The following is a 23,060-nucleotide window of genomic DNA, read 5'->3' as shown; positions in this document are numbered from 1 at the left end:
GCAATGGCTTTACGGCTTATGACGCGCTCTCCCCGGTGAGACGGCCTCTATTGCCACCGTCGCCCCTCGGAAGCGTTAGCTTCTTCGGAGCTTGACGCCGTTACGGGCGCCAGGACCACACGCTTTCGCCGTACGCCTTTGCCGCGCGCGTCAAGCGCGACATCAGCGTCCACCGCGACCTGCCCCTCGTTGTGACGATGGCCAACGCCCCTCCGAGTGGGACAGGATGGCGATATATGTGTCATTGATTTTCATTCCGGAAAAGCGAAATATTTTTTATTTTGGGGCTTGACATGACTTCTGTAAATCGGAATCGGCTTGCCCGACGGGTCAGAACGTCGCGGCACTTTCGTCCGACCCAACCGTGCCAGAAGGCATTTGCAGGGCCGCCGATTGGCCTTTCACTGCCGCAGCAGCTGCATCGGATCGCGAACTGAAACTCCCTCCGCGTCCGCGCGGCGTTCGATAAAACGTGCCATGCGACACGCCTCCGGTAGCGGCATCGGTGCCGCGCTTGTTTGGAAACCCGCCCGACCCGGTCGGGGATCATCCAAGCGAACGGTTGCACCGATGATCGAAGGATCGGTCGGCATCCGCATAACGGTCAAAACAACTTCCATAGTCTCACTACTCCTACTCCCCTCGCCAGAAAGGCTACTCGCTCTCGGAGACGATTCGCTAGGCAGAGCGCGCCGACATATCCACAGCCGCCGCCCGTCGCGGCACGACGCGGTTCCGCGCGCCGTTGCTCACGGCCGCCCGCGCCTGTGACGACGAACCATTTCCGCGATGGCAATCAACGTTGCCAGCGTGATCGGATCAGTTCGGAGGTTTTCGAAGATGTGGAGAGTGATCATTTCCGGTGTCCCCGTTTAAGCAGGTCACCAGGATGGATGCCGAACAGTTAGCGGCTTTCACAAGCTACCCAAAATAATCGGTTATCCACAGTTAGCCCCCCGCTTCCGACGCCATGGCGAGTTGCAAGCAACCCCCACGCTAAGCGTCAATCTTGGAGCCTGTGTCGGGGGGAAAAATGGCGCACTGCCACCCAACGCGCTCCGGTGAGCCGTCGCGAGTGGCGCGACTAGATTCTACTTCCACCCGCTCCTTTTCCTGCGAATATATCGGATGCTTGATTCCACGGCCACCGCGCATGACGTTGCCGGATTTGGCTCCGAGAGGGCCACGCTGGCATGGGCTATCGGCCCCGAGGGTCGAATCGCTCATATTTCGGAAGTTGCCAACGGAATAAGGTGTGGTTGCCGTTGCCCTGACAAAAACTGCAAAGAACCGCTGATCGCCCGGACCAACCATCCGACCACGCCGCATTTTGCTCACACGGCGAACACCGCTTGCAATGGCGGCGGGCCGGAAACGGTTATCCACTTACTCGCGAAGGAAGCGATTGCGGACCACAAGAAGCTTCATCTGTGCGAACAGCGCGCGTCGTTCAAATTACTGGATAAGCAGGTCCGACCTGAAGGCGTAGTTGAGTTTGACTCTGTCGTGCTTGAAGACCGTGCGATCGACGACATCATTCCCGACGTTGTTGCATCCAAGAACGGTCACGCTCTCCTCGTTGAAATTGCCGTTACGCATGTTTGCGATGCGGAGAAGATAGCGAGAATTCGAACGAACGGAGTCGCGGCAATCGAGATCAATTTGTCAGGTTTGTCTCGACGTGCGGATCGTGCTGCGATTGCCCAAGCCGTGATTCACGATGCTCCCCGGAGATGGATTTTCCATCCCACCATTGACGCCAAATCCGCCGAGCTACGCAAGAGACACAAAGCAGCGGAGGCTGCAAAAAGGAAAACGTTTCTAGACGCTGTGAACCGGTTGATTGACGACTATGGGAGGGGCGTCGGAACAATCTCACAACAGCCGCCGCCGGAAATGCCGGACCACGATTTGTTGCGCGCAGCTCAACTCTTGGATCATGTTGGAGTCAGGGTTGATGGTGGTGGCTGCTTCACATGGCCCCTCGCTCGGTGGCAACTCTACATCATCCGCAACTACGTCTTCGCTCCCAAGGCTCTTGCCACCGCGGCGATCCGCGATGAGCTTCGCGGCGCTGGAGCGATCCGCCCCACCTTCCACTACGTTCCCAAAGATTTGGAAGCCGCGCTAGAGTCGAGTCCTATTGGTTTTCTCACTCCATACAAAGCAATTGATGCATACTTGAAGAAGCACCTTGCGGGCAACGGAGTGCTCGCCCAGGTACGCTACGGTTACGGCCACCAGAACTACGGCTATCAGCCGAGTAGCGAAACGCTAGCCAGCATCGCAAAGCACTATGCCAAGTTGGAGCGCATAGAGCAGCGGCTTCAAACTGTGCGTGACGTGGCTCAGGCAATTCTCAACGAACTGCCCGAGAACGAACGCGGCACCACTAACGCAGAAGCATGGATGCAACTTAAACAACCAGAATTTCAGCTATCGTTCGCGAATGCGATTCAATCGGACAGCGTCCGCTTTGCCGATATGCTGGCAGCGTTGCGCAGAATCGAGCGGATGGTTTTCAAGGATGCGGCGATTGCTGAATTGTGTTTGCGACTTCCAATTGAAGGAGAGCGCCAGCGGCGACGGGAGGCCAAGGCAAACGCCGCCCGTGAACTTGCCGCACAGAAAGCCATAGCGGAGGAGCAAGCGCGGGTGGCGCGCGTTGCGAGCATCACTTCAACTGCTGAAGCCGATCTAGGCGCAGAGGCGGCGACATGGCTTGAAGCAATCGCGCCCGATGGCACGAGCCCTGTAAGTCTAGCAGCACTTCATCCAGAGGGACTGCAACGCGCGCTTGGGACGTTGCGCGTCCTAATTGGTCGACGCAATGCGCAACGGAAAGCTCAGAGTGTAATTGACGGGTTTGTGTCGCTGCTGTGGGAGAGTGCTCAAAATGAGCTAGGCGAGAAGGCTCCATACTTCATGCGCTCTCCATATCCAGCACTGGGCGGCAAGCGACCTCTTGAGTATTGCACCGATAGGATAACGCTCGCGAAGTGCCGTGACCTTCTCAAGATTGTAGCGAAGCGATAAGTGGGACCTTGGGGAGTACCCGGACGTGGTGGAGAGCATCCACTAACGAGGCTCCAAGGAATGCTGTTCCTAAGGCAGCAAACGTGACATGGTCCTTAGACTCCGCAACAACGGTGCTTCATGTCTACGTTCATTATCGACTGTCCCCGCTGCAAGGCCAAAGTGGCGGCCGAACACAGAGGCCAAGTTGATTGGTCGTATGCTGGCGATGACGAGGGGGAACCGATTGGACACAGAGTCGTCATCGGGTATTGCCCCAGCCCCAGCTGCCAGATTCCTCTGGTAGGACGCGCGGAGCAATTCGGGTTTCAAGGCTACCAAGATTGGGAAGATGACGTCTTCGGCGACGTAGTTCGCGTGTATCCCGAACCGGCGAAGGTGTTTACCAGCTACCGCATTCCTGGAGCATTGAGTCATTCCTTAGCGGAAGCGGACCGTTGCCTGCAAGTGGGGGCCAACATCGCAGCCTGCGTAATGCTGGGCCGTGCGCTTGAAGCACTGTGTCGGGATGTGCTCCAGAAGGCTGAGAAGCCGGAAGCCACCGCGAATGCGCCATCAGCCAAGCCAACGAAGCGGTTGATGCTGGGAACCGGCATTCGGGAATTGCGTGATAGAAAGATCATCGATGACCGACTTTACGACTGGAGCGTAAGCCTCCAAGCGATGCGAAACCTTGCGGCACATCCGGAAGACATCACCGTTTCGCGCGAGGACGCACAAGATTTGCAGGTGTTCGTCAATGCAATCACCGAATACGTGTACGATCTGACGGACCGCTACGAAGAGTTCAAAGAACGAGAAGCGGAGGCGAAGAAGCCCCGACGGTCCATCTCAGAGATGTTTAGCTGCGTCGCACAGTTGTCCACTCTTCCCAACCCACCGGAGCAGAACGCTAGTAAAACTCCCGGCGATCCGCGCACCGCGCCCGACATGCCGTAGGATGATGGCCAACTAGCGCTTTTGCTTAGCGTCGTACGTGCGTTCGGCGGCTTCGGTCTCTACCCGATGGTGGTAAAGCCACAAATCCGTTAAATCGGTCTCCGGCCGGTGCTCGTGGGTAAGAAGCGGCTCGTCATCACGCCTTGGTGGACTCAAAACGGCGTGGCACCCGCTTCATCGTGGCCTGCCACCCGAAGCCCGCAGGGCGTAGGGTGGCGGAGAGGGAGGGATTCGAACCCCCGATAGGCTTGCACCTATGCCGCATTTCGAGTGCGGTGCATTCGACCACTCTGCCACCTCTCCAGGCGCCATTTTGGGGTGATTCCTCGAGGCCCCGCGGTCGGGGCGAGTTCTAGGCGAGGACGGCGGGCCAGACAAGGCGCGGGGGCAAGATTTTCGCTGACGCCCAGGCGTACCCAGGATCTGAAAAAAGGAGCCGAAAAATGGAGCATTTGACAATTCGGGCCAATGGCGCGGCGTTCCATGTCGCCCGCGCCGGCAAAGGACAGCCCCTATTACTGCTGCATGGCTGGCCCGAATTCTGGCTGACCTGGGAGCCTGTGATGGCGCGGCTCGCCGATCGCTTCACGCTTTATGCGCCCGACCTGCGCGGTTTCGGCGACAGCGACAAGCCCAACGGGCCGCACGGTCCCGACCAGCACGCCGCGGATATGCTGGCGCTGATGGACGCGCTCGGCCTCGCGCAGACCGGCATTGTCGGCCACGATGTCGGCGGCGGGCTGATGCAGCCGATGGCGCGCGCCGCGCCGGAACGCATCGCCGGATTGTTCTTCTTCGATTTTCTCTATCCCGGCATCGGGCGGCGGATGGCGGAGCCGGACCGGCTGAACCATATCTGGTACCAGTCGCAACCAGCTGGAGATCGCACCCAAACTGATCGGCGCCAGCCGCGAGAGCTGCCGCGCCTATATCGGTTATTTCCTGACACACTGGAGCCATCGCAGCCGAGCGTTCGACGACGTGCTCGAAGCGTTCGTCGACAATTTCCTCAAAGACGGCAACCTCGCCGGCGGCTTTGCGTATTATCGCGGCGCGCATGCCGGGCGGATCCGCATGCTGAAGGGCGAGGCGCCCACGCTGGCGCCGATCGATCTGCCGACCTGCGTTCGCTGGGCCGAACACGACCCGCTGTTTCCCTACGCCTGGACCGATCGGCTCGGCGAGACTTTTTCAAATCTCGACCTCGCGATGTTTGAAGGCGTGGGCCACTTCGCGCATCGCGAGGATCCCGATCGCGCGGCATCCGAGATCGCGGCGTTCTTTCAGCGCATCGGCTGGAAATGAGGATTGAAGGTCGAGATAAAGGTGGGGCCGCCAGACGCGACAAAACACTGACGGCCCCGTGCCGCTGCTTTGAAATTCTGGCCGGGAAGTGCGGCTTCGCCGGTCAGCTGGAGCGACGATTTGACGGTAGCGGCGCGCGCGGAAAGGGCAACGCGATCCCGGTTTTAACCTAACCAGTCAACCTTACCGCGCGTGATGCGAACTCTCATCGCGCGCAGCGCTGGAGGCGGGAAGATCGCTCCAGCCCCTTGTTTTCAAGGGTTTTGCCCGATGTGCGCCGGCATTAACCGCACTCGAACGCGCCCGTTAATCTTTACCCTTCTTTGCTTTCTTGTCGTCCTTGTCGCTGTCGCCCTTGTCTTTGGCCTTTTCGCCCCTGCCGTTTTCTTTCCTGCGATTGGTGAAGCGCGCATTGCCGAGACCCGTACCGATGGTCAGCACGCCCCATCGCTCGACATCCTGCATGTAAGGGACCTCGGAAAGCCCCTGCACGACGCCGTCATTGTGCATCAACACCGCGGTGTCATGATCGCCGATCATCGGTATAGCTTCCACGAGACTTTCCGGCAGATTGAATTTGCTGCTCTCCCAATTGCCCGGCAGGTTTTGCGCGCCCTTCTCGATCGAGCCGTCCTCATTGATCACACCGGGACAGGCAATGCCGATGAAAGGCGCCAGCTTGTGGCCCTCTGCTTCAGCCTCGGCGATCAGATCCTTCAGCATCTTGACCAGCCGCTTCACCGCGCCTTCGCGCGTCGGCTCATCGTCGGCATGCCGCCACAGCTCGGATTTCCACACCGCGGCCTTGGAGAGATCGGGCGCCTTCTTCCAGCGCGACTCGACCACGCCGCAGCGGATGTTGGTGCCGCCGATATCGACGGCGAGGATGCTGTCATGGGCCTCGAAAATCCATGACGGCGCCAGATGCAGCGTGCCGATAAGGCCGGCCTCATCCGGGTGAAAACGGATCGGCACCAGATCGACCTCATGCTCCTCGGCCTTGAGCAGGATGCCGGCGCGGGCGATGGCAAGTTCGCCGACCCGGCTTTGCCGGAAGCCGCCGCCGACCACGATGCGCTCGGTATCGGCCCAGGCCTTGGTCTTGAGGAATCGCCCGGTCACATAGGCCAGTTCCTGTGCGAATTCCTCGATCGCGCCGTGCACCAGCGCCGCAGCGGCGACATCTTTGCCCAGGAGCACCTCGTCGAGCTCGCTCTTGGCAATATCGCCGGTGGATCTCCTGCCCAAGGGATCGTCGCCGTTTTTCTTCAGCGGCTTGCGCAGCCCCTCCAAAATCTCGCGAAACGCGCTTTTGCTGGCGCGGTCGCCGAGAAACCCGTCATCGTCCTTGAGCTCGATGTTGAAACTATCGACCTCCACGGACGGCAGACGGCTGGCGCCGTGGCGGGCGATGCCCGTGGTTTTGACTGTGTCCTCTGCCATTTTTGCCCTTGCCCAACCGGATTTCGGTGACACAACGGGCGGGGAACCCATTGGTTTCACTTGGGCGAGTGGCGAATAGCGAATGGCGAATGGCGAGTTGCCCCCTTATTCGCTATTCGGCACTCGGCATTCGCCCCTTCTGACCCCAAATCCCTCATTTTGGGCCAGTTTTGGCGCTCCTTTGCCTTGACTCGGGGCTGCCAGCGGCTATAAGTCCCGGCATCCGGCGCGGGATTTCTCGCGCCGCTTGTTTTTGCGCGAATTTGAGGGTTCACACCCCGACCGTGCGAAAATCGTACCCATAACGACTGACCAAAAAGCCGACCCGGACATGACCCTATGGGGACGACGTCCGAGGCCGGGATCGAACACGAAGGAATAAAACGATGTTCGCAGTCATCAAAACCGGCGGCCGGCAATACCGGGTCGTTCCGAATGATGTACTCGAGATAGGCAAGATCGCCGGCGACGTCGGCACGATCGTGCAACTTGGCGAAGTTCTGGTGCTCGGCGGTGACACGCCGGTGCTGGGCGCGCCCACCGTGGCAGGCGCCTCGGTCGCGGCAGAAGTGCTGGACCACAAGCGCGGCCCCAAGGTGATCGCGTTCAAGAAGCGCCGCCGCAAGAATTCGCGCCGCAAGCGCGGCTATCGCGACGAGCTCACGGTGCTTCGCATCACCGAGATCCTGGCCGATAACGCCAAGCCTTCGATCGGCCCGCGGCCGAAGAAGGAAAAGGTTGTCGCGGCGCCCGCCGAGGGCGACGAGGCACCGGCGGCCAAGAAGGCGCCCGCCAAGAAGGCTGCGGCAAAGCCCGCCGCAAAAAAGGCTCCGGCCAAGAAGGCCGCAGCCAAGAAGTAATATCAGCGCATCAAGATTTGATGCGTGACAAAGCGTGAAATGATTCCGTCAAGGAATTGATCTAGATTACGGCGAAGTTGGAGACGGGCCATGGCTCACAAAAAAGCAGGCGGTTCATCGCGGAACGGACGTGATTCAGCGGGCAAGCGCCTTGGCATCAAGGCGTATGGCGGCGAGCACGTGATCCCCGGCAACATTATCGCGCGTCAGCGCGGCACCACCTGGCATCCCGGCCTTAATGTGGGCATGGGCACCGACCATACTCTGTTCGCCAAGATCGAAGGTCACGTCGAGTTCCGTGCAAAAGGCAATGGCCGCACTTTCGTATCGGTTGTTCCGATGGCGGAGGCGGCCGAATAGACGGTGGACAACATGAGTCCGCCGGGTCCTGTTGAACCGGCGGAGTCAAAAAAGGCTCCAAGGGGAGGCGGGAAACCGGCCTCCCTTTTTGTTTGCGTATGTTTTCGCATTTCAGGAGCCCGACATGTTGCAGGACATCCCGACCCCGACATTGCGTGAAGCCAGTCCATGCGTCCTCGAGACCGAGCGGCTGACCTTGCGCCGGCCGACGCTCGCGGACGTAAAAGCGATTGCGTACCTCGCCAACGATCGCCGCATTGCGGAAAACACCCGCCGCCTGCCGCATCCGTACTCTAGGGATCACGCCGTCGAACTCGTGCGCGCGTTGGGCGGCGGCCGGGCGACCGTGTTCCTGATCGAGAACAACCATTCGCCGCTCGGCATGGTCGGCATCGACTGGCGCGAGCAGGATGCGCCGGAACTCGGCTATTGGCTTGGCGTCGAGCATTGGGGCCAGGGCTTTGGCACCGAAGCTGCGCGCGCGGTGATCGATTTTCACTTCGAGGAATTCGATGCCGAGCACCTGATATCGGGCGCCCGCGTCGCCAACCCCTCCTCGCGCAACATCCTGGAGAAATGCGGCTTCCAGTGGAGCGGCGTCGAGCTGCACCGTTTCGAGGCGCTGGGATCGTCGACCCCGGTCGATTGTTTTCGGCTTTCTCGCAGTGTGTGGTCGTCGCTGAAGAACTGGGGCAGTTCGACGCGGCGGGAGCGGTAGCGCTCTCTCCACCGTCGTCCCGGCCTTGAGCTCAGATGCGCAAGAGCGCATCGGGGAACCCATAACCACAGGCGTTTGTGGTGGGGCGAAAGTCGGTGAACAGCTTTCTTACATCGAGAGGCCGCAGCGTATGGGTCCCGGCGCAAGGCCGGGACGACAGAGGAGCTACGCCGGCGGATTAACCACCGTCTCCTCGCGTCCGAGCTGCTGCTCGCGCAGGAAGATGTAAAGTCCGGCGCCGATGATGATCGCGGCACCTATGATGGTCGCCGGTGACGGCACATCTCCCCACACCACGAAGCCGAAGATCACCGCCCACACGATCATTGAATATTGATAGGGCACCACGACGCTGGCCGGCGCCAGCTTCAGCGAGCGGTTGATGCACAGCAGCGCGCACACCGAAATCACTCCCGCGGCGGCGAACATGCCGAGGCTGCCGAGCGTAGGCGTTACCCAACCGACCGGCGACATCGCCGCGCCGAGCAGGAACGTGCCGCCAAACTGCGTTGTCGTCAGTACGATGTCCGGCGTCGCCCGCAGCGATCGCGTGATCAGCATCAAAAGCGCAAACGACAGGCTGCCGCCGAGCGCGATCATCGCGGGCCAGCTCACGGTCTGCGCCGACGGCCGCAGCGCGATCAGTACGCCCACGAAGCCGATCAGAATCGCACTCCAGCGCCGCCAGCCGACGCGCTCGCCCAGCACCAGCCCCGACAGCGCCGTGACGAAAATCGGCGCCGCCAGATAATAGGTGATGACGTCGGCGAGCGGCAGGTAGACGGTCGCGATAAAGAAGGCGGCAACTTCCAGCGTGGAGAGCGTTACCCGGAGCAATTGCAGCCAGGGCCGTTCCAGGCGCGTGAATTCGGCGCGCTGCCTCCAGATGATCGGCAGCAGCACCAGGAGCGCCGCGCAGGCGCGCAGCCACAGCAATTGCCCGACCGAATAGGTCGCGACCATGAACTTGCCGAGCGCGTCGCCGAACGAGAACATGAAGATCGACAGCAGCATCAATCCGATGCCGGCCAGCCGCGCGGAACGCTCGTCATAGGTGGATGGTTTTGCGAACAGGGACATTTCCTCAAAGCGCCGGGTTTGCGCCGGTCTTCCACGTTTTGGTGCGTCGTTGTTTTAAAGGCGTGGATGCCCGGGACAAGCCCGCGCATGACGATTTGAACGGATTGTCGCAGCATGGCTGCTGCGCTACCGGTACGCCATCTCGCAGAGCACAACAGGAAATCCGCCATGGCCGAGTTCGACCCCGCACAGCATCGCATGGTGCCCGAGCAGCGCTGGTTCGAGGATTTCAAACTCGGCGAGCGTTTCGTGATCCCGAGCCGGACCCAGACCTCGGCCGTGTTCGCCGCGTTCCAGACCGCGAGCGGCGATACCCACCCGATCCATTACGATGTCGAATATTGCCGCGCCCGCGGCATGCCGGACCTGCTGGCGCATGGATTCCAGACCCTGGTGCACACCGCGCCGGGCGCCGGGCTGTTTCCTTACATCGTCGAGGAATCGCTGATCGGTTTCCTCGAACAGTCGAGCCGGTTCCTCAAGCCGGTCTATGCCGGCGACACCATCTATCCCGCGCTTGAAGTAACCGAACTGGTCCCCGGCCGCACCACCGGCGTGGTGACGCTGCGCTCGACCGTGTTCAACCAACGCAAGGAACTGGTGCTGGAGGGAATGCAGAAATTTCTGATCCGCAAGCGGCCAACCTGATCGCGCCGCCTCATTCGATCGCCGCGAGCCCCGATATGCGCTGGTTGGAGCGATATCCCGCTTGAGAGGCCTAAATATCGCCCTGGGCGGCAAAAAGTCCCGAAAATTAAGGCTTTTCGGCAATGTTTGACGGCTTAAGGGTTGCCGCAGCGCCCCCCCTGCCTTACCTAGAACCTATTCTGCACCGATTGATCGGAACGAGGCTCCAGCGATCGTTTTGACGCGTTTGCCGCAGATAAGTCTACGCAATCTGCGTAAACTTGATTGCATCGCGATCCGCTGCGCAATTCGCTCGAAACGCCATAGAAGCCATCATGAAATTCCTTGACGAAGCAAAGGTCTATATCCGCTCCGGCGACGGCGGCAACGGCTGCGTGGCGTTCCGCCGCGAGAAGTTCATCGAGTTCGGTGGCCCCTCCGGCGGCAATGGCGGCCGCGGCGGCGATGTCGTCATCGAAGTGGTCGATGGCCTGAACACGCTGATCGACTATCGCTATCAGCAGCACTTCAAGGCGCAGAAGGGCACCAATGGCATGGGCAAGGACCGCCATGGCGCCAACGGCAAGTCGATCGTGCTCAAGGTGCCGGTCGGCACGCAGATCTTCGATGAAGATCGTGAAACGCTCATCCACGACTTCACCACGCTCGGCGAAAAATTCGTACTGGCCGAAGGCGGCAATGGCGGCTTCGGCAATGCGCACTTCAAATCCTCCACCAACCGCGCGCCGCGCAACGCCAATCCCGGCCAGGAAGGCGAGGAACGCTGGATCTGGCTGCGGCTGAAACTGATCGCGGATGCCGGCCTCGTCGGCCTGCCCAATGCCGGCAAGTCGACCTTCCTCTCCGTGGTCAGCGCGGCAAAGCCAAAGATCGCGGACTATCCCTTCACCACATTGCATCCGCAGCTCGGCGTCGTGAACGCGCAGGGCCGTGAATTCGTGCTGGCGGATATTCCGGGCCTGATCGAGGGCGCGCATGAAGGCGCCGGCCTCGGCGACCGGTTTTTGGGCCATGTCGAGCGCTGCCGCGTGCTGCTGCATCTGATCGATGCGACCTGCGAACATGCCGGCAAGGCCTACAAGACGGTCCGCACCGAGCTCGATGCCTATGAGGGACATCTCGCCGAGAAGATCGAGATCGTCGCGCTCAACAAGATCGATGCCGTGACGCCGGACGAGCTGAAGAAGCAAAAGGACCGATTGAAGCGCGCGGCGAAGAAGACGCCGCTGCTGATCTCGGCGGTGACCGGCGAAGGCATGCCGGAAGCGCTGAAGGCGCTGGTCGAGGTGATCGGCGAAGCCCCGGTTTCGCTGAAGGCCAAGGGCGGCGCGGCACAGGCCGAGCCCTGGACCCCGGCGACGCCGCAGGGCTGACCTCGCACTGCGAGTACGTTTGCAATCGGTCGTTCGATATTGCAGCATCGGACGATTGAAATCGTACCCTGTGTGAAGCATGCCGCAGCCCAAGAACGTCCTCTGGATCATGTGCGATCAGCTTCGCTATGATTATTTGGGCTGTACCGGCCACCCGACGCTGACCACGCCGAACATCGATGCGATGGCGAAACGCGGCGTGCGCTTCTCAAAAGCCTATGTGCAGTCACCGATCTGCGGGCCCTCGCGGATGTCATTCTACACCGGCCGCTACATGCGCTCGCACGGCTCGCACTGGAACGGCTGGCCGCTGCGGGTGGGCGAGCCCACGCTCGGCGATCACCTGAACAAGATCGGCGTCCGCAACGTGCTGGTCGGCAAGACCCACATGGCGCCTGATATCGAAGGCCTGCAGGCGCTCGGGATCGCGCCGGATTCCATCATCGGCGTGCATGTGTCGGAATGCGGTTTCGAGCCCTATGAGCGCGACGACGGTCTGCATCCCGATAACCGGCCCCGCCCGCGTTACGACAATTATCTGCGTGAGCAGGGATACGAGGCCACCAACCCCTGGGAGCATTGGGCCAATTCAGGCGCGGATGACGACGGCGCGCTGCAGAACGGCTGGCTACTGGTGCACGCCGACAAGGCCGCCCGTGTCCCGGAAGAGCATTCCGAGACGCCCTACATGACCCGCCGCGCGATGGACTTCATCGCGGAAGCCGATACGGACGGACGTCCCTGGTGCCTGCATCTGTCCTATATCAAGCCGCATTGGCCCTATATCGCCCCCGAACCCTACGCCAGCATGTACAGCGCGGCCGACATCCTGCCGGCGGTGCGTTCGGAGAAGGAGCGTCAGGAAGCGCATCCGGTGTTCGCCGCCTACATGGACATGCGCTACTCCCGCAACATGGCGCGCGACGAGGCGCGGGAAAAAGTCATCCCGACCTATATGGGCCTGATCAAGCAGATCGACGACCAGATGGGCGTGTTGATGCAGTTCCTGGAGAGCCGCGGCCTGCTCGACACCACATTGATCGTGTTCACCTCTGACCATGGCGACTATCTCGGCGACCACTGGATGGGCGAGAAGGATCTGTTCCACGATCAATCCGCCAAAATTCCGCTGATCGTGATCGATCCGTCACGCGAGGCCGACGCGACGCGCGGTACTGTCAGCGATGCGCTGGTCGAAGCGATCGATCTGGCGCCGACCTTCATCGAATATTTCGGCGGCAAGGCGCCGGATCATATTCTCGAAGGTCGCTCCCTGCTGCCGCTGCTGCATGGCGCAGCGCCCGCCGATTGGCGCAAGGTGGTGTTCTCCGAATACGACTATTGCATGCAGGACGTTCGCTTGAAGCTGAACCAGCCGATCGAGCAATGCCGCCTGTTCATGGTGTTCGACGGCCGCTGGAAATACGTTCAGGCCTCAGGCTTCCGCCCGATGCTGTACGACCTCGAAAGTGATCCCCTGGAATTCGCCGATCGCGGCGAAGACCCTGCATGCACTGAGGTGATCGCGCGGCTGCAAGCGGCGCTGTTCGACTGGGCGCTGCATCCCAAGATGCACATCACCACGCCGAACGCGAAGATCGCCGCCTACGCGGAGAACCAGCTTCAGGTGAAAAACGGCGTCCTGATCGGCATCTGGGACGAGGCGGAATTGGCCGCGATCCGCAAGCGGATTGCAACACAGTAGCGCCGGGAGGCTCTCCCATGCACGTCCTCGCTCTCCTGCTTATCGCGCTCGTGACTGCGCTGCCCGCCTTCGCCCAGATCGCCCCGACCGAGACGGAAGTGCGTGCCTATAGTGGCCTGCATGCCGCGGCCGCCCGCGGCGACGTCGCCGAAATCGAACAGCGCATCGCCTCGAATGAAAACAAGGACGCGACAGACAGCCGGCAGCGAACGCCGCTGCACGTCGCCGTCTACCTGAAAAAGCACGATGCTGCCCGCGCTTTGATCCGGCTCGGTGCCGATCCGAACAAGCTTGAAGCCGACCGTTACGACATCATCACGATCGCGGCGGTCGCCAACGATGTGCCGATGCTCCGAATCGCGATCGAGGGTGGAGGCAACCCAAAGGCCGTCACCAGCCGCTACGACGGCACGGCCCTGATCGCGGCAGCTCACCTTGGCCATGCTGAAGTGGTGCGAATGCTGATCGCCGCCAAGGCACCGCTGGATCATGTCAACAATCTGAAATGGACCGCGCTGATCGAATCCATCGTGCTTGGCGACGGCGGCAGCAACCACACCGAGACGCTGCGCGCCCTGGTCGAGGCCGGCGCCGACGTGAACATTCCGGACGGCAGTGGCGCGACACCGCTCAAACTCGCCAAGGGTCGCGGCTATCGCGAGATGGTGGCCATCCTGGAAAAGGCCGGCGCGAAGTGAGGGGCAGTCCTGACCGAATCCTCAGGCCGATATCCGTGCGCGCCAGCCTCAATTTGTGATCTTGTAGCCCGTGGCCTTCACGATCGGCTGCCAGAACGCGGCGTCGGCCGCGAGCGCCTTGGTCAGATCCTCCGGGGTCGAACCGACCGGGATCAGCGAGACCGCGTTGAGCTTCTCCTTCACATCAGGCTTTGCCAGCACTTCCGCTGCGGCGACGCTCAGCTTCTTCGCAAAATCAGGCGAACTGCCCGCCGGCAGCCACATGCCGTACCAGCCGTCAGCCACCAGATCGACGCCGAGCTCCTTCAGGTTCGGAACGTCGGGCAGGAACGGCGAGCGCGCCGGGCCGCTCACCGCCACGATGCGGATGCCGCCGGCCCGATGCTGCGTGATGGTGTCCGAAAGCGTCGTGACGGCGAATGGGATGTGCCCGCCGACGAGATCGGTGATGATCGGCGCCGAGCCGCGATACGCCACACGCGTCATGGAAAGGCCGAGCACCTTTTCGAGCTGCCATCCCGTGAAGTGCGGAATGGTGCCGCTCGACGGCACGCCGTAACTGGCTTTCGAGGGATTGGCTTTGATCCAGGCCACCAATTGCTTGAAGTCCGTCACGCCGATCGAGGGGCTCACCACCACAACGAATTCGAAGCGGGCAATCTGTGAGACCGGGATGAAATCCTTCGCCGAGTCGTAGCTCGGCTGGTTCTCCACCATCGGCAGCAGGTACATGGTCGGGCCGGTGGTCACCAGGACGGTGGTGGTGTCGGGGGCGGCGCCCTTCACCGCCCGGATGCCGATCAGCCCATCGCCGCCGGTACGGTTCTCGACGATGACGCTGCGGTCGATCAGCGGAGGAAGGTATTGCGCCAGCTGGCGGCACAACATGTCGCCGCTGCCGCCCGCCGCGAACGGGAAGATGATCCTCGTCAGCGGACCGGATTGGGCGAACGCCTCACCGGCACTAGCTGCCAACGACCATCCGATGCTTCCCGCCAAAAAACTGCGACGATCCATTTACCTTCCCCCCGCAAGATTTGACCCATTACACCAGACTGCGGCCACCATTGAAACATGGCTCATACGGTGCCGGGTCGCTTGCACCGGCCCCCGTCCTGCTGCAAAACAGCCCCCTTCCATAGCATTCGAAGACCTGATCCATGGCCCGCCCCGCGCTCAAGAATTTTCGCCGTATCGTCGTCAAGGTCGGCTCGTCGCTGCTGATCGATTCCGACGCCGGCGAGGTGCGCTCGTCCTGGCTATCAGCGCTGGCCGCCGACATCGCCAAGCTGCATGGCCAGGGCCGCGACGTGTTGGTGGTTTCATCGGGATCGATTGCGCTCGGACGCAGCCGCCTCAAGCTGCCGCGCGGGCCGTTAAAACTGGAGGAAAGCCAGGGCGCTGCGGCCGTCGGACAGATCGCGCTGGCGCGGATCTGGTCGGAAGTGCTCGGCGATCACGGCATCGGGGCCGGACAGATCCTGGTGACGCTGCAGGACACCGAGGAGCGCCGGCGCTACCTCAATGCCCGCTCGACCATCGCCAAGCTGCTGGAATGGCGCGCGGTGCCCGTCATCAATGAGAACGACACGGTCGCCACCAACGAAATCCGCTACGGCGACAATGACCGCCTCGCCGCGCGCGTCGCCACCATGACGAGCGCCGATTTGCTGATCCTGCTGTCCGACATCGACGGCCTCTACGATGCGCCGCCCGGCGCCAATCCCAACGCGAAGCTGGTTCCGGTCGTCGAATCGGTCACCTCGGAAATCGAGGCGATGGCGGGGGCTGCCGAATCCGAACTGTCGCGCGGCGGCATGTACACCAAGATCGAGGCGGCGAAGATCGCGACCACATCAGGCACGCATATGCTGATCGCGTCGGGCAAGATCGAGCATCCGCTGCAGGCCATCGCCGACGGCGGCCGCTGCACCTGGTTCCTGACGCCGGCCAACCCCGTCACGGCGCGAAAACGCTGGATCGCGGGATCGCTGGAGCCGAAGGGCACGCTGACCATCGACGCCGGCGCTGTCACCGCGTTGCGCGCCGGAAAAAGCCTGTTGCCGGCCGGCGTGATCCGGATCGACGGCCAGTTCGCCCGCGGCGACGCCGTGGTGGTACGCGGCCCGGATACCCATGAGATCGGCCGCGGGCTCGTCGCCTATGACGCCGAGGACGCCGAGAAGATCAAAGGCCGCTCCTCGCCTGACGTGATGACCATTCTGGGGATCAGCGGCCGGGCCGAGATGATTCACCGCGATGATCTGGTGGTGGGGCCGGCGGGGACTATTCCGGCCAAATAAAGTGGTTTCGGGCTAAGTGCATCACGTTCGTCATGCCCGGGCTTGTCCCGGCCATGACGGAAGTTGAACACTTCCATCGAAGTTGAAATCTATTTGGCTCGTTTGCGCGCGGCCAATTGCTCCCGCCCCCGTGTCTTTATGCTTTTGAAAAATTCCGCGACATCGATCTCTTCCATCGGCCCGCTGTCGAGACCCTTCTGGATCTCGGCGCGCAGCGCTTCGAGCTTGGCCTTGCGCCGTTCCTCGCGTTCTTCGACGAGCCGCAGCCCCTCGCGCATGACCTCACTTGCCGTAGAATAGCGGCCAGTCTCGATCAGGCCTTCGATGAACCCCTCGAAGTGCTTGCCGATGCTGTAACTACTTGCCATTTCGCGTCCTCAAGTATCATAGTTTGATATTTAATGATATTCCGGGCCCGTCGCAAGGTGAACAGTATTTGCCTTCAACTCCGTCATTGGCCGAGCCACCAGCCCTTGACCGCCAGCCAGCCATGCCGGCTCCGCACCTCGCAACTGCGGGATTTCCGTGCTAGGACATGGCCTTAACCTGATACCCCCGGGACCACCATGACCGCGCCCCTCAAGGCAATCGACGGCAACGCCGATTTACCCGCTTTGATGACCGAACTCGCTTCCCGCGCGCGCGCTGCTGCGCGGGTGCTGGCGCTCGCCTCGCCCGAACAGAAAAACCGGGCGCTCGACGCTATCGCGTCCGCGATCCGCAGCCATGCGCCCGATATCCTCGCCGCCAATGCCGAGGACGTCGCCGAAGTGCGCAGCAGTGGCGCGACGTCGGCCTTCATCGATCGCCTGACGCTGACGCCGGCCCGGGTCGAAGCGATGGCCGAGGGTGTCGCGACCGTGCGCGGCATTGCCGATCCGGTCGGCGCCGTCACCGAAAGCTGGCAGCGCCCCAACGGCATGACCATCGAGCGCGTGCGGGTGCCGCTCGGCGTCATCGCCGTGATCTTCGAAAGCCGCCCCAACGTCGCCGCCGACGCCGGCGTGCTGTGCCTGAAATCCGGCAACGCCGTGATCCTGCGCGGCGGCTCCGACAGTTTCCGTTCCTGCCGCGCGATCCATGATTGCCTGGTGCAGGGTCTTCGCGAAGCCGGTCTGCCCGAGGCCGCGATCACGCTGGTGCCGACCCGTGATCGCGCGGCCGTCGGCCTGCTGCTGACCGGCTTGAACGGCAGCGTCGACGTGATCGTGCCGCGCGGCGGCAAGAGTCTCGTCGCGCGCGTCGAAGCCGAAGCGCGCGTGCCGGTGTTCGCGCATCTCGAAGGCGTCAACCACGTCTATGTCGATCACACCGCCAAGCTCGAAATGGCGAAGTCGATCGTGCTCAATGCCAAGATGCGCCGCCCCGGCGTTTGCGGGGCCGCCGAGACCCTGTTGATCGATCGCGCCGGCGCATCTGTCAGCCTGAAGCCGCTGGTCGAAATGCTGATCGATGCCGGCTGTGAGGTGCGCGGCGACGCCGCCGTGCAGCGCGTCGACAGCAGAGTGAAACCCGCCTCCGACGAGGACTGGGACACCGAGTATGAGGACGCGATCATCGCCGCGAAAGTCGTCGATGGGCTCGATGACGCGATCGCGCATATCCAGAATCACGGCTCGCACCACACCGATGCGATCGTGACGGAAGACGCAGATGCCGCCGAGAAATTCCTGAGCGAGGTCGACTCGGCGATCGTGCTGCACAACGCATCGACGCAATTCGCCGATGGCGGCGAATTCGGCTTCGGCGCCGAGATCGGCATTGCCACCGGCAAATTCCACGCCCGCGGCCCTGTCGGCGCCGAGCAACTGACCAGTTTCAAATATCGCGTCCGCGGCACCGGGCAGACGCGGCCGTGACCCCAACAACGCTTTCGAGCAACCCCCCGCGCGCGCAGTGGCAGCATTGATGCCGCCACAATCCGCTTCGCAGGCGATCCCGTTCCACACCAACGGCATGCGCGTCGGCCTGCTCGGCGGCTCGTTCAATCCGCCGCACGCGGCGCACCGCGCCATCAGCCAGTTCGCGCTGAAGCGTCTGAAGCTCGATCGCGTCTGGTGGCTGCTGACACCGGGCAATCCGCTGAAGGACAATGGCGGGCTGCATGACCTGTCCGAACGCGCCGACGCTGCGCGCAGGGTCGCCGACGATCCGCGCATCGATATCAGCTGTCTCGAAGCTGTCATCGGCACCCGCTATACTGTCGACACGATCATCCATTTGCGGCGCCGCGTCTCCGGTGTGCATTTTGTCTGGATCATGGGCGCTGACAATCTCGCGCAGTTCCATCGCTGGAAGGATTGGCGGCGCATCGCGTCCGAGGTGCCGATCGCTGTGATCGACCGCCCCCCACAGAGTTTCCGGGCGCTTGCCGCACCCGCCGCACAGGCGCTGGCGCGCTACCGCCTGCCCGAGAATCAGGCTGCCCGGTTGGCGGAGCAGCACACGCCCGCCTGGGCCTTCCTTACCGGCATGAAACTGAACCTGTCTTCGACCGGCCTTCGGAACTCGGACGGAAGCTGGAGGACGAAGTGAGGGTGGGGTCTCACTGGAATATTGAAACCGTTAACCCCACATGCCTAATATAGCCCGTGGACACCAAGATTCGGCGTTCGCGATACAGTGAAAGGAATGGTCCCTGGCCACATCTGTATTGTCCAAGTCTGTTTTGCCCAAGGTTTCCAAGACTTCTGCTGCAAAGCCTGCTGCAAAAACCGCGCGCAAAACATCGACCAAAGCTGCGGCCTTGAAGGCGCAACCCGACGCCGACAAGACGCTGAATATGATCCTCTCCCGCCTCGACGATATGAAGGCGGAAGAAACGGTCACCATCGACCTTCGCGGCAAATCGGCTTTTTCCGACTACATGATCGTCACCACCGGCCGGGCCAACCGGCACGTCGGCGCGATCGCGGAAAACGTCACCAAGGCCCTGAAGGAAACCGGCATCAAAGGCATTCATGTCGAGGGCTTGCCCAATTGCGACTGGGTGCTGATCGATTCCGGCGATGTGGTCGTGCACGTATTCAGACCCGAGGTGCGTGAATTCTACAATCTGGAAAGATTGTGGACGCAAAACCCGGCGGCGGCTGAGGCGATCTGAGTTTTTGAGCCGATGCGAATCGGCTGCAGCGCATGTCGCGTGCGCGCGCCGTTGGCGCGCGAGTAAACGATTTGACGCTTTTTCGGCGCGGCATGCTTTGAATGAAGATCGTCGTCGTTTCAATCGGCCGGCTGAAACAGGGCCCGGAGCGGGAACTGGCCGAACGCTATCGCGAGCGCTTCGAGGACATCGGCCGCAAGCTCGGCTTTCGCGGCCTCGAGATTCATGAAATTCCGGAAAGCCGCGCGCGCGACGCCGCGACCCGGATCGCCGAAGAGGCGGCTGCGATTGCAGCGCTGATCCCGGAGAAATGCGTGCTGGTGGCGCTCGACGAACGCGGCAAGAGCATCGACAGCGCAAGCTTCGCCCAGCAGCTCGGCCGCTGGCGGGATGAAGCGGTCGCCAACACAATTTTCACAATCGGCGGCGCGGACGGACTTTCGCCCGATTTGCAGCGCAGAGCCAAACTGCGCATTGCGTTCGGCTCGGCGACCTGGCCGCATCAAATGGTCCGCGTCATGCTTCTGGAACAGATTTACCGGGCCGCGACGATTCTGTCGGGCCACCCCTATCACCGCGCTTAGGCACGCTAGCGTGAATAGAGAGCGCTGAATAACTGGATGCACACAACACGGGACATTCAAGTACGCCCTGACGGCATCGGCCATGATGGTTCGTTGGCGTCGCGTGTTCCGCTTTGCGTTGTGCTGTTGTCCGCAAGCCTGATGGGTCTTTCGATTTCGCCGGCAGCCGCGCAGGTGACGGCGCCCGCACAGCCGGCGCCATCCCAACAAGCGCCGGCCCAACAGTTGCCTGCCCAACAAGCCGCCGCGCCTTCCCCCGAAGCCATCAAGGAACGCGAGCAGGAACTGGAAGCTGCGCGAGAGCAGCAGAAGAAGGCCGCCGAGCTGCAGCAGAAGCTGAAAGCCGATATCGCATCGATCGGGCAGGACCGCAGCAAGCTCAATGCGCAGCTGATCGACATCGCCGCCCAAGTGCGCGGCGTGGAAACGCGCATCGGCGACGCCGAAGCGCGGCTGCGTCCGCTCGACAGCCGTGAGCAGCAGATTCGCGGCTCCCTCGACTCGCGCCGTGCCGAAATCATCGAGGTGCTGGCGGCGCTGCAGCGTGCCGGACGGCGCACACCGCCGGCGCTGCTGGTCCGCCCGGAAGACGCGCTGCAATCGCTCCGCACCGCCATGCTGCTCGGATCTGTCGTGCCCGAACTCCGCGGTCGCGCGGAAAGACTGGCCAACGATCTCGGCGAACTCGTCGCGCTCCGCAAGACCATCGCCACCGAGCGCGATGCGCTGGCGCTCGATCGTGACAAGTTGAAAGACGATCAGGTCCGGCTAGCGGCGCTGGTCGACGAGCGGCAGCGAAAGCAGAGCGCGATCGAAAAGGACATGGAAGCGGAAGGCGCCCGCGCCATCACGCTGTCCAAACAGGTCGACAGTTTGCAGGGCCTGATCGCCAAACTGGAGCAGGACCTGAAAAGCGCCGCCAAGGCGGCCGCCACCGCCAGCCTGAAGGGGGCCCCGGTGACCCCCGGCGGCAAGCCCAATCTGGGGGCGCTGAAGGATCCTGCCCGACTCAGCCCGGCGATCGCCTTTGCCTCCGCCAAGGGATTGTTCGCCCTGCCGGTCAATGGCCGCAAGATTCGCGATTTTGGCGGTTCCGACGGCGCGGGTGGCGCCGAAAAAGGCATTTCCTTGGCAACCCGGGCCGGCGCCCAAGTCACAACCCCGTGTGACGGCTGGGTTGTTTACGCCGGGCCGTTCCGCAGCTACGGACAACTCTTGATCCTTAATGCCGGTGGCGGGTATCATGTCCTGATCGCCGGGATGGAGCGCATTTCGGTTAACATCGGCCAGTTTGTACTTACGGGGGAGCCGGTCGCCACCATGGGATCGACATCCCAGGTTGCATCGATTCTCGCCACCACCGCGAGTCAGCCCGTGCTCTATGTTGAGTTCCGTAAGGACGGCACTCCAATCGATCCAGGCCCATGGTGGGCCGCAAATGAAGGCGAAAAGGTTCGCGGATGATGCGCAAGACTTCAGTAATTCTCCTCAGCGCCGCCACCGGCGCAGCATTGACGCTCTTCGTGACGCAGCCTCGTTCTGTGCTGATGGGATCGGTCGCGCGTGCGGCGACCTCGGACACCTATCGCCAGCTCAATCTGTTCGGCGATGTATTCGAGCGCGTGCGCAGCGACTACGTCGAGAAGCCAGACGATTCCAAGCTGGTCGAGTCCGCCATCTCGGGCATGCTGGCCGGTCTCGATCCGCATTCCAGCTACATGGACGCCAAGAGCTTCCGCGACATGCAGGTGCAGACCCGCGGTGAGTTCGGCGGCCTCGGCATCGAAGTCACGATGGAAGACGGCCTGATCAAGGTCGTGTCCCCAATCGACGACACGCCGGCGTCGAAGGCTGGCATCATGGCCAACGACATCATCACCAATCTCGACGACGAAGCCGTGCAGGGTCTCACCCTCAACCAGGCTGTCGAGAAGATGCGCGGGCCGGTCAACACCAAGATCCGGCTCAAGATCATCCGCAAGGGCCAGGACAATCCGATCGAAGTCACGCTGGTACGCGACAATATCCGCGTCCGTTCGGTGCGCGCCCGCGTCGAACAGGACGACATCGCCTATATCCGCATCACCACCTTCAACGAACAGACCACCGAGGGCCTCAAGCGCGAGATCGGCAACCTGACGAACCAGATCGGCGCCGACAAGCTGAAGGGCTTCATCATCGACATGCGCAACAATCCCGGCGGCTTGCTGGAGGAAGCGGTGACGGTTTCCGACACCTTCCTCGAGCGCGGCGAGATCGTCTCGACCCGCGGCCGCAATGCCGAGGAAACCCAGCGCCGCGCCGCGCATGTCGGCGACCTGACCAAGGGCAAGCCGGTGATCGTGCTGATCAACGGTGGCTCCGCCTCTGCTTCCGAAATCGTGGCGGGTGCGCTGCAGGACCACAAGCGCGCGACGCTGATCGGTACCCGCTCGTTCGGCAAGGGCTCGGTCCAGACCATCATCCCGCTCGGCAGCGGCAACGGCGCACTGCGGCTGACCACCGCGCGTTACTACACGCCGTCCGGCAAATCGATCCAGGCCAAGGGGATCGTTCCGGATATCGAAATACTGCAGGACGTTCCTGACGAGCTGAAGTCGCGGACCGACACCAAGGGCGAAGCCTCGCTTCGCGGCCATCTGAAGAACGACGGCGACGAGAAGACCGGCTCGCAATCCTACGTGCCGCCGGATGCCAAGGACGACAAGGCCCTGAAGACCGCGGCCGACCTCCTGCACGGCATCAAGTCGACCGCCACCGCGGCGCCCGCGACCGGCGACAAGGCGGCGATCGACAAGCCCGCCACCAAGGCTGCGAACTGATCGAACCACGCTAGTTTCCGTGAAAAGGGCGGCCTTCGGGCCGCCCTTTTTGTTGCCGGTTCCAGATTTTTGTTTTGACGCGT

Annotated in this window: 21 protein-coding genes, 1 tRNA gene and 1 pseudogene; 18 read left to right on the top strand and 5 right to left on the bottom strand. The window is 62.1% G+C overall.

The features are described from left to right. Nucleotides 1–1,128: 1,128 nt before the first annotated feature. Together JQ574_RS10255 and JQ574_RS10250 are read left to right on the top strand one after the other, a co-directional pair. Entirely contained in the window at nt 1,129–3,036 is a 1,908-nt protein-coding gene (locus tag JQ574_RS10255; protein WP_212383473.1) for a competence protein CoiA family protein, read from the top strand. A 120-nt stretch (nt 3,037–3,156) separates the two neighbouring features. Beyond that, a complete protein-coding gene (locus JQ574_RS10250; protein WP_212204214.1) occupies nt 3,157–3,975 on the top strand; it encodes a DUF4145 domain-containing protein in 819 nt (272 codons plus the stop codon). Between the two features lie 213 nt (nt 3,976–4,188). Here JQ574_RS10250 and JQ574_RS10245 read toward each other — a convergent pair. Next, nucleotides 4,189–4,278, bottom strand: a tRNA-Ser gene (locus JQ574_RS10245). Between the two features lie 140 nt (nt 4,279–4,418). Between JQ574_RS10245 and JQ574_RS35870 the strand changes: the two are divergent. Beyond that, a pseudogene (locus JQ574_RS35870) lies at nt 4,419–4,937 on the top strand (alpha/beta fold hydrolase); the annotation flags it as partial. Between the two features lie 19 nt (nt 4,938–4,956). Continuing rightward, the gene (locus tag JQ574_RS35865) at nt 4,957–5,280 is read left to right on the top strand and encodes an alpha/beta fold hydrolase (protein ID WP_409411225.1); all 324 of its coding nucleotides are present in this window, start codon (nt 4,957–4,959) and stop codon (nt 5,278–5,280) included. Nucleotides 5,281–5,586: 306 nt separating this feature from the next. On the opposite strand, the gene JQ574_RS10235 is transcribed toward JQ574_RS35865, so the two are convergent. Continuing rightward, nucleotides 5,587–6,723 carry an ROK family protein gene (locus JQ574_RS10235; protein ID WP_212204210.1) on the bottom strand — a complete coding sequence of 379 codons (1,137 nt, stop codon included), beginning with the start codon at nt 6,721–6,723 and terminating at the stop codon, nt 5,587–5,589. A gap of 386 nt (nt 6,724–7,109) precedes the next feature. Between JQ574_RS10235 and rplU the strand changes: the two genes are divergently transcribed. The 3 genes from rplU (at nt 7,110) to JQ574_RS10220 (ending at nt 8,661) form a co-directional block, all read left to right on the top strand. Continuing rightward, the gene (gene rplU / locus JQ574_RS10230; RefSeq protein ID WP_212204208.1) at nt 7,110–7,583 is read left to right on the top strand and encodes a 50S ribosomal protein L21; all 474 of its coding nucleotides are present in this window, start codon (nt 7,110–7,112) and stop codon (nt 7,581–7,583) included. Between the two features lie 90 nt (nt 7,584–7,673). Next, nucleotides 7,674–7,943: a 50S ribosomal protein L27 gene (gene rpmA / locus JQ574_RS10225; RefSeq protein WP_192739055.1), complete on the top strand. Its 270-nt coding sequence runs from the start codon at nt 7,674–7,676 to the stop codon at nt 7,941–7,943. A 124-nt stretch (nt 7,944–8,067) separates the two neighbouring features. Beyond that, entirely contained in the window at nt 8,068–8,661 is a 594-nt protein-coding gene (locus tag JQ574_RS10220) for a GNAT family N-acetyltransferase (protein ID WP_212383471.1), read from the top strand. Between the two features lie 165 nt (nt 8,662–8,826). Here the strand turns inward: JQ574_RS10220 and JQ574_RS10215 are convergent, their stop codons facing one another. Next, entirely contained in the window at nt 8,827–9,741 is a 915-nt protein-coding gene (locus tag JQ574_RS10215) for a DMT family transporter (RefSeq protein ID WP_212204203.1), read from the bottom strand. Nucleotides 9,742–9,909: 168 nt separating this feature from the next. Between JQ574_RS10215 and JQ574_RS10210 the strand changes: the two genes are divergently transcribed. From JQ574_RS10210 to JQ574_RS10195, 4 genes are all read left to right on the top strand, one after another. After that, a complete protein-coding gene (locus JQ574_RS10210) occupies nt 9,910–10,389 on the top strand; it encodes a MaoC family dehydratase (protein WP_212204201.1) in 480 nt (159 codons plus the stop codon). Nucleotides 10,390–10,703: 314 nt separating this feature from the next. After that, nucleotides 10,704–11,762 carry a GTPase ObgE gene (gene obgE, locus JQ574_RS10205; protein ID WP_212204199.1) on the top strand — a complete coding sequence of 353 codons (1,059 nt, stop codon included), beginning with the start codon at nt 10,704–10,706 and terminating at the stop codon, nt 11,760–11,762. A 79-nt stretch (nt 11,763–11,841) separates the two neighbouring features. Beyond that, nucleotides 11,842–13,467 carry an alkaline phosphatase family protein gene (locus JQ574_RS10200; RefSeq protein ID WP_212204197.1) on the top strand — a complete coding sequence of 542 codons (1,626 nt, stop codon included), beginning with the start codon at nt 11,842–11,844 and terminating at the stop codon, nt 13,465–13,467. A 17-nt stretch (nt 13,468–13,484) separates the two neighbouring features. Continuing rightward, nucleotides 13,485–14,165, top strand: coding sequence for an ankyrin repeat domain-containing protein (locus JQ574_RS10195; RefSeq protein WP_212204193.1), 681 nt, complete (start codon nt 13,485–13,487; stop codon nt 14,163–14,165). A 48-nt stretch (nt 14,166–14,213) separates the two neighbouring features. Here the strand turns inward: JQ574_RS10195 and JQ574_RS10190 are convergent, their stop codons facing one another. Beyond that, complete coding sequence (locus JQ574_RS10190; RefSeq protein WP_212204191.1) at nt 14,214–15,182, bottom strand: Bug family tripartite tricarboxylate transporter substrate binding protein; 969 nt, start codon at nt 15,180–15,182, stop codon at nt 14,214–14,216. 143 nt (nt 15,183–15,325) lie between these two features. On the opposite strand from JQ574_RS10190, the gene proB reads away from it, so the two are divergent. After that, a complete protein-coding gene (proB, locus tag JQ574_RS10185) occupies nt 15,326–16,468 on the top strand; it encodes a glutamate 5-kinase (RefSeq protein WP_212204189.1) in 1,143 nt (380 codons plus the stop codon). Nucleotides 16,469–16,557: 89 nt separating this feature from the next. Here proB and JQ574_RS10180 read toward each other — a convergent pair whose 3' ends face one another. Next, nucleotides 16,558–16,836 carry a type II toxin-antitoxin system ParD family antitoxin gene (locus JQ574_RS10180; RefSeq protein ID WP_212204187.1) on the bottom strand — a complete coding sequence of 93 codons (279 nt, stop codon included), beginning with the start codon at nt 16,834–16,836 and terminating at the stop codon, nt 16,558–16,560. A 198-nt stretch (nt 16,837–17,034) separates the two neighbouring features. On the opposite strand from JQ574_RS10180, the gene JQ574_RS10175 reads away from it, so the two are divergent. The 6 genes from JQ574_RS10175 (at nt 17,035) to JQ574_RS10150 (ending at nt 22,977) form a co-directional block, all read left to right on the top strand. After that, entirely contained in the window at nt 17,035–18,327 is a 1,293-nt protein-coding gene (locus JQ574_RS10175; RefSeq protein ID WP_212204185.1) for a glutamate-5-semialdehyde dehydrogenase, read from the top strand. A 49-nt stretch (nt 18,328–18,376) separates the two neighbouring features. Next, nucleotides 18,377–19,003: a nicotinate-nucleotide adenylyltransferase gene (locus JQ574_RS10170; RefSeq protein ID WP_212204184.1), complete on the top strand. Its 627-nt coding sequence runs from the start codon at nt 18,377–18,379 to the stop codon at nt 19,001–19,003. Between the two features lie 211 nt (nt 19,004–19,214). Beyond that, nucleotides 19,215–19,571: a ribosome silencing factor gene (rsfS, locus tag JQ574_RS10165; protein ID WP_192739152.1), complete on the top strand. Its 357-nt coding sequence runs from the start codon at nt 19,215–19,217 to the stop codon at nt 19,569–19,571. A gap of 101 nt (nt 19,572–19,672) precedes the next feature. Next, on the top strand, nt 19,673–20,155 hold the full coding sequence (gene rlmH / locus JQ574_RS10160; RefSeq protein WP_211999212.1) for a 23S rRNA (pseudouridine(1915)-N(3))-methyltransferase RlmH: 483 nt from the start codon (nt 19,673–19,675) through the stop codon (nt 20,153–20,155). A gap of 141 nt (nt 20,156–20,296) precedes the next feature. After that, nucleotides 20,297–21,619, top strand: coding sequence for a murein hydrolase activator EnvC (locus JQ574_RS10155; protein WP_212204942.1), 1,323 nt, complete (start codon nt 20,297–20,299; stop codon nt 21,617–21,619). Then, nucleotides 21,616–22,977, top strand: a complete 1,362-nt coding sequence (locus JQ574_RS10150; protein ID WP_212204183.1) for a S41 family peptidase — start codon at nt 21,616–21,618, stop codon at nt 22,975–22,977. The genes JQ574_RS10155 and JQ574_RS10150 overlap by 4 nt, the downstream gene beginning before the upstream one ends. Nucleotides 22,978–23,060: the final 83 nt, after the last annotated feature.

Origin of the sequence: Bradyrhizobium sp. AUGA SZCCT0158 (assembly GCF_018130065.1) — a bacterium.
Classification (GTDB): domain Bacteria; phylum Pseudomonadota; class Alphaproteobacteria; order Rhizobiales; family Xanthobacteraceae; genus Bradyrhizobium.
Note: the sequence above shows the minus strand (reverse complement) of the source record. Positions and strands in the feature narration are given on the sequence as shown.